The following is an 18,247-nucleotide window of genomic DNA, read 5'->3' on the forward strand; positions in this document are numbered from 1 at the left end:
TGTGGCCCAGTTGCTTCCAGATCCACAATTCAACGAGGATAGCTTTATCAAGCTCCTCGTTGAATTAGCATGTAACCTCAACGCGCAATGTGGTGACCTCACCAAACCGAATGGCAAAAAGCACGAGTATTCCGGTTTTTCAGTCAGCACTGAAGGTCTTGAGTCTGCGATTGCAGCACCATTTCAGAGCTTTGGAGGCCACCCTCGGTTCGCTTCCGTGTACGATGTTGCCTCAGCACTATTGATCAATATTGCGACGGGTCATCATTTCCAAGATGGCAACAAAAGAACAGCACTCCTCATTTCATTGGTTTACCTGAGGTTCTTCAGTATTAATGTCCGACCGCCATCTCCAGAGGCAGGTTCTCGTCTGGTAGAAGACCTCGTTACCCGCACCGACCTTTCTTACGAACAAAGACGTCAGTACACAAGCCAAAAGCTAATCAACTGGACTGACCTCCGATAGATTGCTCTCTGGCAACGCCGTTGCGCATGATTCGTGCGTGAAAAGCTCGGACTTCGTTGAGGTAGCAGAGGTGACAGCCTGGTGCTTCCGCACATGGCGAGTTGTGGACAGGTGACGTGGGGACCTAAATCGGGGTGCGCGGGCGGTGAACGTTTGGGGCTTGGGTCGGTGGGGCGGACAAAAACTGCACGCTCTTTCGGATAGCAGTTTTGACCGCCTGGGCTTTTCGCACACTTGCAGCAACAGACGGTTAAGTTTTTGTACGGAGGTATGTGCAAACCTCTAAGAAACGGCGGGTGCACGCACGCGTGCCAGTTCCGGAGGATGTGAAAAAACTCGGACTTCGTTTGGGTAGCAGATGTGACCACCGGGCGCGATACAGGGTTGTATCGAAACGAAGTCCGAGTTTTTGTTTTCTTTTAGAGGCCGAGGAGCTCGGGGATCTTGTTGTCGACCATCGTGAGGGCGCTGGCGATAGCCATGTGCATGTCGAGGTAATGGTAGGTGCCCAGCCGTCCGCCGAAGAGGACACCGTCTTCCTTTTCTACAAGCTCGCGGTACTTAGCCACCTTCTCGCGGTCCTCCGGCGTATTAATCGGGTAGTACACCTCGTCGCCTTCCTCAGCGGCGCGGGAGTACTCCTTCACAATCACGGTCTTGTCGGATTCGTAATTGCGCTCCGGGTGGAAATGACGGAACTCCAGGATGCGGGTGTACGGCACATCCGCATCGTTGTAGTTCATCACCGGGGTGCCCTGGAAATCCTTCACATCCAGCGTTTCCCACTCGAAGTCGAGGGTGCGCCACCCGAGGCGACCGGCGGAGTAATCAAAGTAACGATCAACCGGGCCAGTGTAGACAACCGGGATACCCTCATACTGGTCGCGGACCTCGAACCAATCGGTGGACAACTGGACGTCGATAAGCTCCGAAGCAACCATCTTCTCCAGCCACGCGGTGTAGCCGTTAACGGGGAGACCCTCGTAGGTGTCGTTGAAATAGCGATTATCGAAGGTGTAACGCACCGGCAGGCGCGTGATGTTCGAGGCCGGAAGCTTCTTCGGATCCGTCTGCCACTGCTTAGCCGTGTAGTTCTTAATAAACGCCTCATACAGCGGACGCCCGATGAGGCTGATGGCCTTTTCTTCCAGGTTGGTAGCCTCGTCCGTATCGATCTCGCTGGCCTGCTCGGCGATGAGCTTTTTGGCCTCCTCCGGCGAGTAGTACTTGCCAAAGAACTGGGAGATGAGCCCGAGCCCCATGGGGAACTGGTAGGCCTGGCCGTCATGCATGGCAAACACGCGGTGCTGGTAGCCGGTAAACGAGGTGAACCGGTTGACGTATTCCCACACCCGCTTGTTGGAGGTGTGGAACAGGTGAGCCCCGTACTTGTGCACCTCAATGCCTGTTTCCGGGTCACGCTCTGAGTAGCAGTTACCGCCGATGTGATCGCGGCGCTCCACGATGAGCACCCGCTTGCCGTACTCGTTGGCCACGCGCTCGGCCACTGTCAGGCCGAACAGGCCCGCACCTACAACGATCAAGTCATATTTCATGTGCCTAAGCCTAGCGGGTGCCTGCGGGTTATTGCGGTACCAACCTTGCTTTCTGGTGCAACCGGTAGCAGTCCCACCGCTCGCATTCAAAATCAGAACTACCCTCGATTGCTGCAGATTACCCCCTATTGCCGCAGGTTAATACACGTATTACTCTTGACAGCAGAACAACACGCCTTAGAGGATGGAGGTTTTCCGTGCTTCATCTGAACGTTATACCAGCTCTTGTCCTCTCTATGGCCCTAGTTCCTTCAGGTTTACCACTACAGCAAGATTTGCTCACTCTACCCCCAATTCAAACGCATGGGCGGGAGACTACCTCCACTGACAAAGAGTCACATGACGCACTAAGCTTAGTTACCGACCAAGCCCAAGTAGCAGGCGCTACACACCTACCTCCAAATACCTGGTTGGACTACCCATCTGCCAGAAGAGTTGAGATCCGTGGTGCAAAAGACAGTTTTTTCATCCCTATCCAGGGAAATTTTCATCCAGGAGGAGCACTCCCCGGTGGAGTCATCGCAGTATTTAATGCCTCGGGCGCTCTGACCGAAACTCACCAGATGAATCTCTTCCAGGATTCCCCAAACTCAGGGCACGCTGAGCTATACAGCAACGGGATTCACGTGAAGACAATTTTTGCAAGCGACTCTCGGTTAACCCCCGATGATGCACTTACAATTGTGAAGCAAACCGGCGAAACCAGCCACGCCTTGTATGGGACACATTTTTCCATGGATACGTTTAAAGATTGTCTTAGCAGCGCTGGAATTGCCTCTTGGGTCATCAATGCCATCGCGGTTGCATGCACAACCGCTTGCGTAGTTTCTTTGGGCGCAGGGTGCGCGGCGTGTGCCATCGGCACAGGGTTAATCACGGGAGGAGTTGTGGGTACATGCGTAGGAAAAGCACTGAGCGAGGATTAAAGACTCTCAATTATCCGGTCATTTTTTTACTACTCTCGCTCATTCCTCTCAACATTGGTATGGCGTTACGAGAATGGGGAAGTGCGCCGATTATCGGTTGGCTCCTCCACGGGCTACTGCTCAGTCTTGCACTGGCGACGGCGATGCACGCGTGGTTGAGCGATAAGGACGACGAAAATGCCACGAAACGTGAAACTACGCAGCCTTATCAGTAGGGTGCGGTGGAGTCCGAATAGGCGTAGCCACCGCACCAAACAAGGTTCAGCAACTACCCCACTCCGTATAGGCCGTGCTGTCATAATCCTTCTTAGTTAGTAAGCATTAATTATTGCAGTACCAACCGGTGGCCGAGTGGCTCCTTGAGGTCCACCACGAGGGAGCCTCGCACGCCCTCGGCGCTGCAGTCGGCGGGCGCTCCCGGCAATGCGCCCTCGTACAGCTTGATGGTGACGGCGACGGCGTTCTCGCTCACCTCGGCCTGCCAGCCGTGGCACGTGGGCGTGGCGCCGTTGAAGAAGACGCGCACCTTGGTGCCCTCCTCGCCCACTTTTTGCCACGCGCCCCAGCGCAGCGGGGTTTTCTCCGTCAGCTCCGGGGCCGGTTTCTCGTCCGTCCCGGTGAACTCCTCCTCCCGCACGCTACTCGACGTTCCGAGCTCCTGGTTGAGCGGCGTCGCAGAGATGATCCCCGCGATAATCCCAGCCAGTGCCCCCAGCACCGCGACGACGGTGCCGAGGGTGGAAATGATGGTGTCCTTGTTGAATACGAACATGGTGGACTCCTCCTTAATTGTTCGCCTGATAATCAGCGATTTTATCGAACATGTCCCAAACTTGCTTGGTGATAATAGGCCCGCCGAGATACTGAGTTGAATTTCTCGGGCCAAATGAGGTAACTGACCGAATATAACCGTGCGATCCGTCATAATCTTCGAGCCAGGCACCACCAGAAGCACCTCCGCCGAAATTGCATCCGCGGATGAAGTAGAAAGAATAACTTCCCCGATTCTCATTGGTCATTTTCCCGTTACACCGAAACATGGCGCTTCCAAAGAACCTATTCTGCGGGTAGGCAATAAGGACACCATCGAATTCTGGGAGGTCCCCCGAGCGGAGTCCGTTTCCACCAACAGCGTCAACAAGTTTCTTTCCTTTTGCAGTACCAACTACAACGAATCCAAAGTCACCATTGAACCCTTTGGAGTTTTCACCATTTTCTGCCCAATCTTTGGTCGTTACCATATGCTTCGCCGCAAATTTTCCATATGGGGCGATTCCGATGGTGTATTCCGGTACAAAAACCCAGTTCTTGTGAAAGTTTTCCCCCGGTCCCCCGTGTGTGCAATGGCCAGCGGTTGCGACAACGCTCTTGTTATTGGAATTGACCGCAGATCCTGAACATACGTAGTCTTTGCCGTCCGTCCCTGTGAAAAACACTTTTCCGTTCACGGGACCTGAATTGCCAATACGAGAACCTGTGCCATCGAACACGCTTCCGCTGCTCCCTCCCTTTGCAACCGGATCCGAAGGTTGTACTTCACGATCGACTACTTCGGGTAACTGCACATTTCCATCGGATGTACCTGACAGCCCAGTTTCCAACATCGAGTCATAAGGGATTGCAGTGGACATCCTGGTAGCATCCCAATACTGGTCTAAGGCGATTTTCTCTGTAGTTTCTCCTGTCTCGTCGGATTTCTTAATCACATCATTAGACGCTTCTGAAGCTTGGACTTCACTCGTAACTTGGGCTTCAGCTTCCACAAACGAGGTTTCCTCAGCCGCCGCCACTACCGGAGATGACGCAGCCAAGATGATTAGCGTTGCAAACTGCGCAGCTAAGTACTTTTTAATTCGATTACTGCGACTCATTTCTGAACCTTTCTGTCACTCAGTTGGGTGACAAGTGAGTTTTCGAGTTGCTTAAGCAACTTGGAACCAGAAAATCCTGGCAAGAGCGAGACTATTCGAGATCTGATAATGTTATAGGTTTGTATACCAAAGTACACACCAGAGTAGTGAAATTTAGCACCTCTTGTCGTCCAATTAAAGAAAAGGCTCCTAGAGGGTGCGCACCATACGTACAGCTATAAGAGCCAATTGGACTCTAGATTTCACCCCAAAATATCTCAATAGGTTTCCGACATGTTTCTTTACCGTGGAATCGGCGTAGCCAAGTGCATCCCCTATTTCGCGGTTTGAATACCCACGACTCAAAAGTAGAAAAACTTGCATCTCTGACGGAGACAAATCGATGTCACGAAAGCTGGAATCTAAACGTCCATCAAAAGGCGTATAGCGCAAAAGTCGTGCCAAGCATTGAGGAGAAAGATATGTACCCCCATCCATAGCATCGATTATCGACTGTGCTATATCCTCGGTGCGATCCGCTTTAATGACATACCCGTCCGCTCCTTGTAGCAAAGCTTGTAGCATCACAGCGTCTGAGTCGAAGGCCGTCATCGCCAAGAAACGTAAATCAAGCTCCATAGAACGAATTTCTTGCAATAAATCCAGGCCCGATATTGAAGGCATAGAAACATCCGAGAGGACAACATCTAAAGGAAAAGACTCGCCAGCACATTTACGTAGGAAATGTAACGTTTCACTTCCCGATGTTAATGCGGCGACAATATCGAACCTTGAATCTCTTTCAAGGCTCTTAGATAGCTCATCCAGATAAGCTCTGTCGTCATCTACTAACAGCAAATGTATAGGAAATAGCACGGTAAGACATCTCGCTTCACTGGGCGTTATCGACAAATAGGAAGGCTCGGAAACCTAGTACACCAATCGATCAATTGAGAGATTCCTAGCTTAAGGAAAACGATTGCAGGCGTTTGCAATTCGAACCAGTATTTTTCCACTAGGAATCTCTTGTGGTTCAGTAGTTTCTCCTGCATTCCACTACTTCTTTCCATTTGACTTGAGCATTTCTAATATTCAGTTTGCTACCCGTTGTTCTTCAAGACTGTTATTCTTTAAAAAGATACAAAAGTACACGCTAATCGGGGGCAGCCCCACTAACAGTTAAAGTGATCATCCAGCTTCTAACACTTGCATTCACGCGAATTTCCGCCCCAGATTCCCGAGCAACTTCAGTTAAATACTCGATACCGACGCTAGAGCTGTTGTTATTTTTTTCAACGGCAATTTGATCGATTCCGTTTTCTACCTCAAGAACATAGCCCCCCACGTTCCCGTTCAAATTGACCCTGACTGACATCTCTATGTTCGCGTACTTGATGATGTTCGTTCCCGTTTCCCCAATGAAGAGTTGGAGAAGCGCGACATCGGAGTAAAACCGCGCTCTACTGTTCCCCGCGAGCTCATGTATATTGCTCTCGACCGTGAACCCAAGCCTGGAAAGGTCACGGACTAGCGCATCAAGTAGCTCTTTCGAATTTGCTTTCTCAAAACCGTTATGTCCCTGATGAAGTATCTCACGCCCATTGATAAGAAATCGAAGCTTGTTCACCGAAGACCTAATCAGGTCTTGGGAGGATATTAAGTTCTCCAAGTGTTTTTTGGGCAGCGCCCGGTCTTCTGAAATCGTTTCGAGAAGTTTAAGTGCGTTGGTCAACTGGGAGACCACGGAATTATGGAGAAAAACCGACAACTCCCTCTGGTCATTTTTCAGTTTCTTTCGAAATATCTCTTCTTGGGTCTCAACTTGGTTGGATACCCTTTTCCAACTGACCCCGCCTATACAGGAAAAACCCACGAGAGTCAGCCAAATCGTTACCGCTGTGCCATCCCATTTGTAGTTGCCGAAATCAACGTTCACGTAACTTAACACTGCAATGCACAGCGTGGGAAGTAGGGCAAATCTCCACCCGGCGTATCTCCACGCTAAGGCACAGAAAAGGATTGCCCCGAAGTAATAAACAGGGCTTTCAGCAATGGTAAAAACGGCAATCGTCGCGCTAGTTACCGCCATACCAACGCACGATGCTTTCGGGTGCTGCTTCACTGTTGCCCCAAGTACAGCTACAGCAACAATTGCCGCTAACTCATAGATTTGAAATCTGTGTCCTACCAGGAGGGCAAAAAGGAAGAGAGAACCAAGCGTGATGAGATAAATGCTGCGCGAGTCTCTGAAAAGTGGCCACCATTCACCCGATGATGTAGGCAGGTTGGGGAAACCTTTCATCAGTTTTCCTTTTTAAGCAGGACTATTAAACGGAATGCTTGCAATCATAATGCCTAGGATCCCCCTCCGCCACGGATTGCACTTCCCCCCTTCAGGCGCGCTTGCAACGCGCAACACACCTTATACCCCCTTCATCAAGTGGAGAATACTCAGCAAATCTCTTCACACCGGCGTGTCACACTAGTAACATTAGTAACACTGGTATCTTTAGTCACGATAACTGAGTACTCAGTACGCACATTTTTATCTAGTCACAGGGAGCAAAAAAGTGCAGATTCAAAGGAAAACCTTGAACCCGACAAGGCGGGTGCCTATACTCGCCTTCCTTGTCGCCATCGCAATGGTGGCGGCCATGATGGTGGCCGCACCTCGCGTCCTCGATGTCACCCGCACCGCCGGATCCACCGACGTCACAAACGATAGCCAGTCACTTGCTGCAGGACGGTCAGTGACCGTCCCCGATGCCGCCATAGCCTCCCAGGGCGAGGCCGGCGACAAGACGGTGAAGGAATTCCACAATGACAAGGAATTCTCCATGTTCGCCCTCACGTGGAAGGGCGACGCCAACTTCGGCGTGTTCTTCCGCGCCAAGCGTGCCGACGGCTCGTGGTCCGAGTGGTACGATGCCGACCCACTTGACGTGCCCACTCAGGGCACCAACGGCACCGAGCCGATCTACGTGGAGCCCACGCACGACATCCAGGTGTCCATGAACAACGTGGACTTCAACAACCCGGACACCATGAACACCATGGAGGTCCACTTCATCGACGGTGGCGAGGGGCTCACAGGCGACCAGTCCACCATCGACTTGGCGGCAGCCCAGACTGGCATCCCGAAGGTGATCAGCCGCAGTGGTTGGGGCGCAGGCGACAAGGGCTGCAACGTCACCTACGACGACAAGGTTTCCGCCATCACCATCCACCACACCGCAGGCTCCAATAACTACACCCCAGGCCAGGCCGCCGGCATCGTCCGCGGTATCTGGAACTACCATGCCAACACGCTCGGCTGGTGCGACATCGGATACAACGCGCTGGTGGATAAGTACGGCAACATTTACGAAGGCCGCAAGGGCGGCTTCACCAAGGCCGTACAGGGCGCCCACGCAGGTGGCTTCAACCAGAACACCTGGGGCATCTCCATGATGGGTAACTACACCACCGTGAACCCCACACAGGACACCATCGACGCCGTCGGGCAGCTCGCCGGCTGGCGCGCCGCCGTCGCCGGATTCGATCCCACCGGCTACAGCACACACACCTCTGAGGGCACGAGCTACACCAAGTACCCGATGGGTCAGTCCGTGCGCCTGCCCAACATCTTCGCGCACCGCGACGTGGGCAACACCACGTGCCCCGGCGATGCCGGATATGCGCGGATGGATGAGATTCGCAGGATCGCCAAGCGGAACTACGACTACCTCGGTGGCAGCAGCAACTCCAGCCCGCTGCCCGCAGAGCCGGGTGGCACCGGCACCGGCGCCACCGGAAGCGGCGGACAGCTCGGTGAAGCCATCGACGCTGTCAAGGCGCTGAGCAACCTGTCCAGTGGCAACAACGCCACCACGGACACGAGCAAGGCGATCATCGCCATCGGCGCGGTGGGCACCATCCTCGCGCTCGTCATCACGTTCCTGGCCAAGAACGACATGCTCCCCCAGGAGCTGAAGAACCTCTCCAGCAAACAGCTCCTGCCCGGTCTGACGTTGAAGGACATCCCTGCACTGGGCGATAAGGTGGCCAACCTTTCCAGTGGCTCCAACCCGGAGCGGGCCAACGCCATCCGCAACCTGTCCTCCGTCATGGGTAAGGTTCTCGGCGCCGCCACCGGTGTCGTCGCCTACGCCGCCGGTACGGACACGGCGTTCCAGACGTTCCAGAACGGCATCATCCTGGACAACCCGCGCACCGGAACGCAGGCGCTGTGGGGCAAGATCGGCGACGCCTGGGCCGCCCAGGGCTTCGATGCCGGTGCCCTCGGCCTCCCCGTGAACCAGGAGCACCCGGACGGCAACCTCATCCGCGTCGACTTCGAACACGGCTCCATCACCTACGATCCGGCCACTGACCAGACGCAGGTGCACAACAACTAAAGCGTGCCCAGCGTGCTGGGGACGTGCCCAGCGTGCTTGGCTTCGTATTCAGCTTGCTGAATACCCTCCTTGTGACCGCCGCAGCCACCCTGTGTGGCTGCGGCGGATTTTTGCGCTTCGCGCGTGACCGTGAACAGAAGGTACAAAGATTCGGTAGCGGGAATAAAAAGGGGGCCGCCCACCCTCACGTCGGTGGGGCGACCTTTCGGCTGTGGCTAAAAGGATCGCTATGACGATGCCGGGTCGTGTTGTTTGAGCCAGTCTTGGAACCGGCCGTCGGCAACGAAGGCGCCGTAGATGCAGAAGACGACGAAAAGCGTGAGGGCCCACTGCCACCAGGGAAGATAAATGATCGGTGGCACGAGGTACGCCACGGCGAAGGGCGCGAACGTGCCTTTATAAAGCACCGCTGTGTCCTGTCGTTTTGACAGCCAGACCCGCAGCGTCCAGCTGTACAGGACAAAGGCGCAAGCCACGAGCCCCCATTGCAGCCATACGAAGCGTTCAGCGCCAACGATCACTTGGTAGCCAGACCCCACGATGAGAACAGACCAGCCAATGAGCCAAATCCACCGCCACATACGATTACCTCTCGTTTTCCGTTAACCAGTTCTGGAACCGGCCGTCGGCAACAAAGGCACCGTAGATAACCAGGCAGAGAAACACCGATAAGGCGAGTCCCACCCAGCCCCCGCCGGTCACGGCGAGCAGCACATAGGAGCAGGCAAACGGGGTGAATGTGCCCTTAAACAGGGCCGCTGTATCTTGCCGTCTGGGTAGCCAGCGGGCCAGTGTGACCGCATAAAAAGCGAAGACGACCGCGACAACAGCCCCCTTCACGAACGCGTAGTGCTCAGCCTCAACGATCACCTGCCATCCAATGGCAACGATGACCACTGACCAGCCAATGAGCCAGATCCACCGCCACATGCCAACCTCCTTCATTGCCGCCTTCGAAGTAATGCCCCGACCGGACTTTTTCTTTTAGCACCGATCTATAGACCCCAAATGGGAAGACCGTGACAACCACTGCTGCAGCAGAATCCATCTTATTGGGTTCCTTTGTATCACAGGTGGTGGTGGATGCTCGTGTGAGCGCTCTCCGCGTGCATCATCACCGGCGAAAACGAGATTATTCCCCACACCAGAACCCGACGCATTGCAGGCAAACCCAATCCTCTTCCGACGGGTCCTTACCCCCACCGGCAAGAGCGGAGAAGGATCTATAGGAGAGACTGTCACCATCGGGATAAAGCCGCATTGTGGCATCTCTACCTGACCACATGGCAAACAGCGGGTGGCAACTCCATGAAACATGCCACGAGCGTTTGCCACTCAAAAACGTGGCGGGAACGTAGTGCGCCACCCCACGCCGGTTGAGCTGCCGCGGGAGGGCAACCATGCGCACCTCAGACCACCCACAAACGCATGCGTCAACGCTTTTGTGGGCCCCACTTTCCTAGGGGCAACATCGTGCACGATGGTTACACACAGGTCCTGCTGCTTGCGCGCGAGCACGGTCAAGGAAAGGCTGCTGAGCAGGGCGGAGACGCCGAATAGCAGGTAATTGGAGCTAATTCCGAGGTTCAAATCCAAGAGCACACCGGCGAGCGTGGGCGCGACAACCGCACCGATTCGCCCGAAGCCGAGGGCCCAGCCTAGGGCGGTGCCCCGTAAGGCGGACGGGTAGAAATCTGCAACCGCCGCAATGACGAGAATCTGGGTGCCGCGCCTGCCGATGCCCGCCAAGACGAGGATCACGTAGACCGCACTGGTTGAGGGGGAAGTTAACAGCATAAGCAGTGACACACCCGCCAGGCGTGCAGCGAAGGATCCCGCTTTCACCGGCCCATAGCACACACCTGCGCAGGCGGTGAGAATCGATCCGAGGACTGCCCCTAGGTTCAGGGGCGAGGGTAAACAGCAAAACAGCACCGAAATCGTAACCGGCTGTCTGCATGAGGCGTGGCAACCAGGTGCCCAGCCCGTACTAGGCCAGCAGCGTGACAAAGGTGGCGATCAAGAACCAGATCGTGACGGCGCGATAGGTGGGGTTGAGGAGGTCGAAGAATCGAGCGTCGCGCTGGGTTTCCCTCGATTTCTCACTGTCAGAAGGGAGGACAGCAATGGCGATGAGGAACATGCAGCGCCATCCCCAATCCGGGTCGAAGGGCACGACCCAGCGGGCGATGATCGCGGCGGTCGAACCGCCCAGTGGTACTCCGGGCATCATGACTGTGGCCCAGGCAGACACGTAACGTGCCGACACGAGGTCAGCAATCATTGGGGAGGCGTCCGGCGAGACCGATGTCGGCTAGCTGGCACATAGTAGCAAACATGCAGGGGCCGGGGGCGAATGCGGACAGCGTCGTGACGGAGCCGATAACAGCAGCTTTGCGGCCAATGAGGGCGGCCCCACCACCATCGACCCGATTGAGCCGAGCGCGGCTTGCGTCAGCCCCCGCTCGTGCGCAAGGGCGGTTTGCACCGTTCCATAGACGATAAGGTCATAGCCGTCGAAGACGGCGGGCAGTTTTTCCCGCTCAGGCCGAGCACCTGCGGCCCCGCAGGGCGGACGTGTTCCATCTTGAATGTGGTGAAGGTCGCACCCGCCCCACGATGCCCATCAGGGAACGAGCAGATCAGGCCGGCGTCGAAAAGCTAACTCCGAAACGGAACACCACCTCTTCCATTACCGACGAACCGCAACCGTTACCCCCGCTCAGCATTTTTCCGTAGTGCGGAACTGATCCTTATGCCCACTATGCGGGAGACGACGGGGTGGATGTGGCGCCCGTAGGATACGATGCTTATTTATGGGAGAGCCTTTTTACCACACCGTCATCGGTCTCGCGCGCGCACTGTTCAAGGCCCAGGGCCTGAAGTTCACGGTCAGCGGCTGGGAGAACGTGCCCAAGGATGGTGGCGCGGTCATCGCCGTGAACCACACCGGCTACCTGGACTTTATGTACGCAGGCATTCCGTTTCGCCTGCACAAGCGGTACGTGCGGTACATGGCGAAGGCGGAGGCTTTTAAAAATCCGTTCGTGGGCGGAATTCTGCGCGGGATGAAGCACATCCCCGTGGACAGGATCGATGGGCACACCTCGCTGGAGGCGGCCGTCGATGCGCTGAAGCGCGGGGAGCTCGTGGGGATCTTCCCGGAATCGACGGTATCGCAAAGTTTTGAGATTAAATCGATTCGGTCGGGGGCGGTGCGGATGTCGGCGGAGTCCGGCACGCCGATCATCCCCGTCATCATGTTCGGCTCGCAGCGGGTGCTGACGAAGGGACACAAGGCCAACCTCGGCCGCAGTCACACGCCGATCCACATCCGGGTGCTGCCGGGCTGGCAGTCGACGGCGACGACCCCGGAGGAGGTGCAGGCCGACAAGGAGAAGCTGCGCACCCAGATGCAGGAAGGCTTGAACCAGGTCATCGCCGAGTACGAGGAGAAGGAGGGGCCACTGCCCCACGAGTACTGGGTGCCCGCCCGATTCGGTGGAACCGCACCGACGCTGGAGGAAGCGGAGGCCGACTACAAGAAGATCGAGGAGGAAAGGTCTCGCGTGCGCACGCTGAGGGATGATTTGAAGGCCATAAGTGCGTCGATAAGCACAAAGACCAAAGAGCTGTACGGCGAAGCAGCATCGGAGGAGAACCTCCGGAAAGCGAAGGCTCACCTGGACAAACTCCTCGGAGACGTGTCTGAGGGCCTGAGCGAAGGGCAGGACAAGATCGCTGCCGCCCGCGCGGAGATCCGCGAGGCCTGGGAAAACGGTTCCAAGAAGCTTTCCGACGACTCCCTGGTTGCGCTCGCCTTGCAGGCCAAGCAGGTCTACTCCAAGCTTCCTTTTGTGCTGCCCAAGACGATTGAGCTCATTTCCTGCGACGTCGACGGCACCATCCTGCGGAGCGATCACACCGTTTCTGAGCGGACCGCGGCGGCGCTGGATGCCGCGCCCGTGCCGGTTATTTTGGCGACCGGGCGGCCGCGCGACAAGATCGACGAGGTCGTGAACCAGCTGCCGTTTAAGCCCCTGTGCGTGCTGGCCAACGGCGCCATGATCTGGGACTCCGCCACCGACACCGTGCTCTACCAGGCGGAATTTTCCGACGCCGACATCCAATTCATTGATTCCTGCGTACGCGCCGTGAGCGACGACGCGGCGATCGCCTGGTCCGGGAAGGTGAAGTGCCTCGTCTCCGACGACCAGTTCACCTCCGCCGAGCTGTGCGCCGACATTTCCGGGCGCGTCGGTGACCGCGCGACCGTGACGTGGTCGGCGGAGGGTGGCTTCGCCGAGATTTCCGTGCCCGGCGTGAGCAAGGCAACCGGCGTCGCCCGCATCCTCGAGGAGAAGGGCATCAACCCCAGGAACGTCCTCGCCTTCGGCGATATGCCCAACGACATTGAGCTTTTCGAGCTCGTGGGGACCTCCGTTGCCATGGGCAATGCCGTCCCCGAGGCCGTGGAAAAGGCAACGCTGGCCACCGCCGCCAACGAGGAGGACGGCGTGGCGCTTGTGGTGGAGCGGCTGACGAAGAAGCTGCAGAGTAATTAGAAAACTCCGCGGGGAGTTGTTTTAAACAACTCCGGCGCGAGTTTATTAAAAACTCGAGGTGCGGTAGCCACATTCGTTTCTGCAGGACACAGCCTGACCTGGTCAAATCGAACGCCTGGCGGAGAGTTGTTTCAAACAGCTTTGGCAGGAGTTTTTAGAAAACTCTAGATGTGAAGGGGTGGCGCTTTTCACAGAAGTTCGATGTGAACTGGGCATATCCAACAAATTACGGCGATACCACTACAAACAATTCTCGCATGAGTTGTTGGAAAACTCGCCTTTGCCGGGGCAAGTAAAGAAACAACTTTCTCCTGATACGTTCACGTCGCTCACAACGGAAACGAGCAAAATCTATTTTTCTCCCCAGGTCACAGGCGGATCACCAAGCAGTCTCTTCGTTGACCGAATTACGAAGTAGCCGAAGGTGGCATTCCCGCCGGCTCCAACTGCAGCCCCCAGCGCGAGAGGCAACTGCTTACCGAGGACGAGAAGCCCCTGTTTGGTGCCATATTTTGTGATGAAACGGGGGCCCAAGACCTTGTTAGCAGCCTTAATTGCATCCATCGGAATCGAATTGACTATGGTCTTTGACCAGTACGGAACGGTCTTTTTTCCAAGGGCCTGCGTGACCGTCGATGTGCCCGAATTTCCCAACAACGCAGTAAGGACGAGAAACCGACGACGTTCATGATCCTCGACATCAACACCGTAAATCTCCGCCGTCGAAAGCACATACAGGATGGAAAGCTCCAGGAAAGTGGCAAAATCGGCCATCGCGACGGGAAGCTGCACCGCCCCATTAGGGACAACAGCTGCCGCTCCCGCGCCGGTGCCGGATGCGGTTACGGAGGTGACGTAATAGCGATTAAGGCGCGTTAGGAGCTGCTCAGGAGACTCGTTCTTGTGAACTCGGCGGAGACGCTCAACCGTTTTTAATGCCAAGGGCTGCTGTTTTTGCAGGGCCGTGGTGAAACCGTCGCCAAGCCAAGCCTTTACCGCGTCGGTGCTGATCTTATTACGCGCTTTGTCTGCCACCGGTGAGAACCCCTTTCTTTCTCCCCTTATTGTAGGCAAGACCACTCCTCTGCGCGGACCGACGAAACTAATTCACATACTGCAGTTCCATCCCGGCGAGAACCGGCTGCAGCAAGGAGAAATCCGCCAGGAAATCATGCGCCTCACCAGTGGTGAAGGTGGGCGAACCGGATAGCGCACCGATGATGGCGACGGTGCCGTCGTCACGCGGGGCGTAGAGCACTCCACCACTATCGCCTGGCATGGTGTAGAGGTTGACGCGGACAAAGGAATCATTGGCCGCGATGACGGAGCCGCACGTTATTTCCGTGCGGTAACCCATCTTGCATACCTGCTGGCCAGGGACGAGGTCCTCGGGAGCACGCACAGAGGTTGCCTGGTAGACGTTGGCGATAAGCGGGTTCACTGCGGCGGACGGCTCCGCGCTGATGAGGAAAAGCGCAACATCGGTGTCGAAGCCGAAGGGCGAATCGGCGGTCGGCTTCCCCGCCGTCTGCCGGACAGTAATGCTGCCGAGCCTAACCAGCTGCGGGGAACCAGCGGGCTGCCAGTACACCTCAGTATGATTCTCTTCGGCGCAATGACCAGCGGTAATGCCGTACGTGTCGCCGCTTTCGGGGTTGCGCGCAAAACCGGTCAGGGTGCAGGCGGTATTGTCCCCGGTTTGCGGGTCGCGGAGAAGGATCGTCATGCCGGCTGTGGGGTTATCCCACGTGTACCAGTTATTGTCGGCATAGCCTGCCGTTTCATACACCGGGTAGGTGCGGATCATCGCCTGATTCTGCTCCAGAAAACCCACCTCGTAGCGGTGCAGGAGCAAACCATTATCCGTTGCGATCCGCGCGATGTCGGCAGCGGTAAGGTCATCGAAGGTCTCCGGAACATCCGTCGGGTCGGGATCTTCCACGACGTAGCCGCGCCCGTAACTGTACTCTTCGGTGGGCCCATCGGTGGAGGCACCCGTATCGGGATGAGCGTCGCTGCGCTGCTGCTCAGCGGCGGGTGGCCGAGGTGGCTCGGGGGTTGGCGAGGAAGCGACGCTGGATGGAATTGATGGTGGTAGCGCGGTGTCCTGTGGCTCGCGATCGGGCTGGGTGGCGACAAAAGTTGCCACGATAAGGGCGGCGATGACAATGGTCGCCGCGACAAGAGCGCTGCGTCGCATTCCATCACCTCCTCTACCGCCACACTATATTGGCGTGCGCGACATGTGATGAAAACCCGAGGATAGCAGATGTGGCGAGCAGAGAGTGACGGAGGCAACTAACGGCAACAAGAAGCCGTCGCCAAGCAAAAAATTTAGAGTGGGAAACATGACGAAGACACCCCGCGAGCGCGCCGAGGAACTTGTGTCGCGCATGACACTTGAGCAGAAGATCGCCCAGCTCCACGGGGGCATGGAGACGATCAACATTTACGGCTACAGCAACGAAATCGACCCCGAGGACGAGCACGCGATGGAGCAGCTGGCGGCCCAGATTCAGATCGAGAGGCACGTGCCGGAGATCGAGGAGCTGGGGATCCCCCGCTTCCGGATCACCAACGGCCCGGTGGGCGTGGGCATGGGCGACGGCACGCCCTCCCCGCCCGCCACCGCGCTGCCGATGACCATCGGCGTGGCAGCCTCCTTCGACCCGGAGCTCGCCCACCAATACGGCGACATTATCGGCCAGGAGACCTCTGACCTAGGCCAGCACGTGCTGGAGGGGCCGGGGCTGTGCCTGCACCGCACCGTCACCGCCGGGCGCAACTTCGAGTACTTCTCCGAGGACCCCTACCTCACCGGCGTCATGGGTGTCGAGGTGACCAAGGCTATCCAGGACCACGACATTATCGCCATGGCCAAGCACTTTGTGGTGAACGACCAGGAATACGAGCGCTTCCGCACCAACATTGAGGTGGACGAGCAGACCCTGCGCGAGCTGTATCTACTGCCGTTCGAGATGGCGGTCAAGGACGGCGAGGTCGCCGCGATCATGAGTGCGTACAACCGCGTCCGCGGCGACTACGCCACCGAGAACCGCTACCTCCTGAACGACGTCCTGCGCGGTGACTGGGGCTTCGAAGGCTACGTGCAGAGTGACTTCTGGTCCACGCGCAGCTGCGCTGCCTCGCTCAACGCAGGCCTCGACCACGAGATGCCGGATGCCAAGTGGTTCAACGAGGACAATATCACGGCCGCGCTCGAGGACACCTCCACGGAGATTGAGCTCATCGACCGCGCGCTCGTGCGCCGCTACACGCAGATGTTTAGGTTCAACCAGTTTGACAAGCCGTACAACCCGGTTGAGATCGATGCGGAGGGCCATGGCGCGATCGTGCGTAAGATCGGCGCGGACATGGCTGTGCTTTTGAAAAACTCTTCGAGCCTGTTGCCACTGTCGCCGGATGCGGGCACGATCCTCATCGTCGGCCAGTCCAAGTTCGCCGAGTTCGCCTGCCAGGGTGGCGGCGGCTCCTCCAAGGTCGACCCGCTGTACACCGTCGACCCGGAGCCCGGCCTCAAGGATGTTGTGGCTGAGCTGGGCGGAAGCGCATCGGTGTCGAGCTTCATTGTGGAACGCGACCTGTCTAACGTGGATGAGGCCGTCTCGGCTGCTTCCTCGGCTGACGTGGTTATTGTCATGGCTGGCCTCATCGCCACCGAGGGCGCCGACATGCCGTCGATGACGATGCCGCACAAGCAGAACGAGATGATCGCCAAGCTGCTGCCGGCGAACTCGAAAACGGTTGTTGTTCTGAAGTCCTCCGCCCCGATGGTCATGCCGTGGACCGACGATGCGTCCACCATCCTCGAGGTGTGGAACCAGGGTGTGGAAGACGGCCACGTCGTCGGCGACCTGCTGTTTGGCAAGGTCAACCCCTCCGGCCGCGTCCCCACCACCTACCCGAAGACGGTAGAGGACTGGATCGGCCACGGCCACGAGGAGCGCTACCCCGGCATCAACCTCGGCGAAGGCTACAACACGATGACCTACTCGGAGCGCCTCGAAATGGGCTACCGCTCCCCGGACATCACCCCGGCCTTCCCGTTCGGTTACGGCTTGAGCTACACCACGTTCTCGCTTTCCGACGTCTCGGTCTCGGGCTCTGCCTCAGGCATCCAGGTCTCCGCCAACGTGACGAACACGGGCTCCGTGGACGGCAAGGATGTTGTCCAGGTTTACCTCGGCATTCCGTCGGAGGGCCAGCCGGCGAAGCGCCTCGTTGGCTTTGCAAAGGTTTTCGTTGCTGCTGGCCAGAGCGAGAAGATGGAGATTTCCATCGACGCGGAAGCATCCAGCCACCCGCTGTCGGTGTGGGATGTTGCCGCCCACGACTTCGTGGTTCCCTCCGGCGAGTTCACCGTGTACGTCGGCCACGATGTCACCGATGACTCGAATGTGAGCACGTTCACCGTCTAAGCGTCATCTTTTTCGCGCCCCGGGCTCTTGCTCGGGGCGTTTGCTTTG

Annotated in this window: 13 protein-coding genes and 1 pseudogene; 4 read left to right on the top strand and 10 right to left on the bottom strand. The window is 57.0% G+C overall.

Annotation, left to right across the window (positions count from 1 at the left end; translation table 11 throughout):
* The first annotated feature begins 1 nt into the window (after position 1).
* Positions 2-466, top strand: a complete 465-nt coding sequence (locus tag CGLUCO_RS12190; RefSeq protein ID WP_084036160.1) for a Fic family protein — start codon at positions 2-4, stop codon at positions 464-466.
* A gap of 419 nt (positions 467-885) precedes the next feature.
* Here the strand turns inward: CGLUCO_RS12190 and glf are convergent, their stop codons facing one another.
* The 5 genes from glf to CGLUCO_RS12215 form a co-directional block, all read right to left on the bottom strand.
* Entirely contained in the window at positions 886-2,022 is a 1,137-nt protein-coding gene (gene glf, locus CGLUCO_RS12195; RefSeq protein ID WP_084036161.1) for a UDP-galactopyranose mutase, read from the bottom strand.
* Between the two features lie 1,251 nt (positions 2,023-3,273).
* Complete coding sequence (locus CGLUCO_RS12200; RefSeq protein WP_084036163.1) at positions 3,274-3,720, bottom strand: hypothetical protein; 447 nt, start codon at positions 3,718-3,720, stop codon at positions 3,274-3,276.
* A gap of 13 nt (positions 3,721-3,733) precedes the next feature.
* The gene (locus CGLUCO_RS12205) at positions 3,734-4,819 is read right to left on the bottom strand and encodes a trypsin-like serine peptidase (RefSeq protein ID WP_084036164.1); all 1,086 of its coding nucleotides are present in this window, start codon (positions 4,817-4,819) and stop codon (positions 3,734-3,736) included.
* Positions 4,820-5,008: 189 nt separating this feature from the next.
* Complete coding sequence (locus tag CGLUCO_RS12210; RefSeq protein ID WP_159447577.1) at positions 5,009-5,674, bottom strand: response regulator; 666 nt, start codon at positions 5,672-5,674, stop codon at positions 5,009-5,011.
* Between the two features lie 277 nt (positions 5,675-5,951).
* A complete protein-coding gene (locus CGLUCO_RS12215) occupies positions 5,952-7,100 on the bottom strand; it encodes a hypothetical protein (RefSeq protein ID WP_084036166.1) in 1,149 nt (382 codons plus the stop codon).
* 307 nt (positions 7,101-7,407) lie between these two features.
* Here CGLUCO_RS12215 and CGLUCO_RS12220 point away from each other — a divergent pair, with 307 nt between their 5' ends.
* A complete protein-coding gene (locus tag CGLUCO_RS12220) occupies positions 7,408-9,195 on the top strand; it encodes an N-acetylmuramoyl-L-alanine amidase (protein ID WP_232621950.1) in 1,788 nt (595 codons plus the stop codon).
* A 227-nt stretch (positions 9,196-9,422) separates the two neighbouring features.
* Here CGLUCO_RS12220 and CGLUCO_RS12225 read toward each other — a convergent pair whose 3' ends face one another.
* The 3 genes and pseudogenes from CGLUCO_RS12225 to CGLUCO_RS12235 all read right to left on the bottom strand — a co-directional run.
* Positions 9,423-9,776, bottom strand: a complete 354-nt coding sequence (locus CGLUCO_RS12225; protein ID WP_084036168.1) for a hypothetical protein — start codon at positions 9,774-9,776, stop codon at positions 9,423-9,425.
* A gap of 4 nt (positions 9,777-9,780) precedes the next feature.
* Entirely contained in the window at positions 9,781-10,125 is a 345-nt protein-coding gene (locus CGLUCO_RS12230; protein WP_231285981.1) for a hypothetical protein, read from the bottom strand.
* A 552-nt stretch (positions 10,126-10,677) separates the two neighbouring features.
* Positions 10,678-11,719 (bottom strand): annotated as a pseudogene (locus tag CGLUCO_RS12235) (MFS transporter); the annotation flags it as partial.
* 292 nt (positions 11,720-12,011) lie between these two features.
* On the opposite strand from CGLUCO_RS12235, the gene CGLUCO_RS12240 reads away from it, so the two are divergent.
* A complete protein-coding gene (locus CGLUCO_RS12240) occupies positions 12,012-13,760 on the top strand; it encodes an HAD hydrolase family protein (RefSeq protein WP_084036169.1) in 1,749 nt (582 codons plus the stop codon).
* 351 nt (positions 13,761-14,111) lie between these two features.
* On the opposite strand, the gene CGLUCO_RS12245 is transcribed toward CGLUCO_RS12240, so the two are convergent.
* Entirely contained in the window at positions 14,112-14,795 is a 684-nt protein-coding gene (locus CGLUCO_RS12245) for a hypothetical protein (RefSeq protein ID WP_005388220.1), read from the bottom strand.
* A 67-nt stretch (positions 14,796-14,862) separates the two neighbouring features.
* Positions 14,863-15,960 carry a chymotrypsin family serine protease gene (locus tag CGLUCO_RS12250; RefSeq protein WP_084036170.1) on the bottom strand — a complete coding sequence of 366 codons (1,098 nt, stop codon included), beginning with the start codon at positions 15,958-15,960 and terminating at the stop codon, positions 14,863-14,865.
* A gap of 85 nt (positions 15,961-16,045) precedes the next feature.
* On the opposite strand from CGLUCO_RS12250, the gene CGLUCO_RS12255 reads away from it, so the two are divergent.
* Positions 16,046-18,199 carry a beta-glucosidase family protein gene (locus tag CGLUCO_RS12255; RefSeq protein ID WP_084036171.1) on the top strand — a complete coding sequence of 718 codons (2,154 nt, stop codon included), beginning with the start codon at positions 16,046-16,048 and terminating at the stop codon, positions 18,197-18,199.
* Positions 18,200-18,247: the final 48 nt, after the last annotated feature.

Origin of the sequence: Corynebacterium glucuronolyticum DSM 44120, from assembly GCF_030440595.1 — a bacterium.
Taxonomy (GTDB): Bacteria; Actinomycetota; Actinomycetes; order Mycobacteriales; family Mycobacteriaceae; genus Corynebacterium; species Corynebacterium glucuronolyticum.

Bases quoted from the DNA above. Each gene is read 5' to 3' on its own strand.
- CGLUCO_RS12205 (WP_084036164.1), bottom strand. From the start codon at position 4,819: ATGAGTCGCAGTAATCGAATTAAAAAGTACTTAGCTGCGCAGTTTGCA.
- CGLUCO_RS12230 (WP_231285981.1), bottom strand. From the start codon at position 10,125: ATGTGGCGGTGGATCTGGCTCATTGGCTGGTCAGTGGTCATCGTTGCC.
- CGLUCO_RS12225 (WP_084036168.1), bottom strand. From the start codon at position 9,776: ATGTGGCGGTGGATTTGGCTCATTGGCTGGTCTGTTCTCATCGTGGGG.
- CGLUCO_RS12240 (WP_084036169.1), top strand. From the start codon at position 12,012: ATGGGAGAGCCTTTTTACCACACCGTCATCGGTCTCGCGCGCGCACTG.
- CGLUCO_RS12215 (WP_084036166.1), bottom strand. From the start codon at position 7,100: ATGAAAGGTTTCCCCAACCTGCCTACATCATCGGGTGAATGGTGGCCA.
- CGLUCO_RS12250 (WP_084036170.1), bottom strand. From the start codon at position 15,960: ATGCGACGCAGCGCTCTTGTCGCGGCGACCATTGTCATCGCCGCCCTT.
- glf (WP_084036161.1), bottom strand. From the start codon at position 2,022: ATGAAATATGACTTGATCGTTGTAGGTGCGGGCCTGTTCGGCCTGACA.
- CGLUCO_RS12200 (WP_084036163.1), bottom strand. From the start codon at position 3,720: ATGTTCGTATTCAACAAGGACACCATCATTTCCACCCTCGGCACCGTC.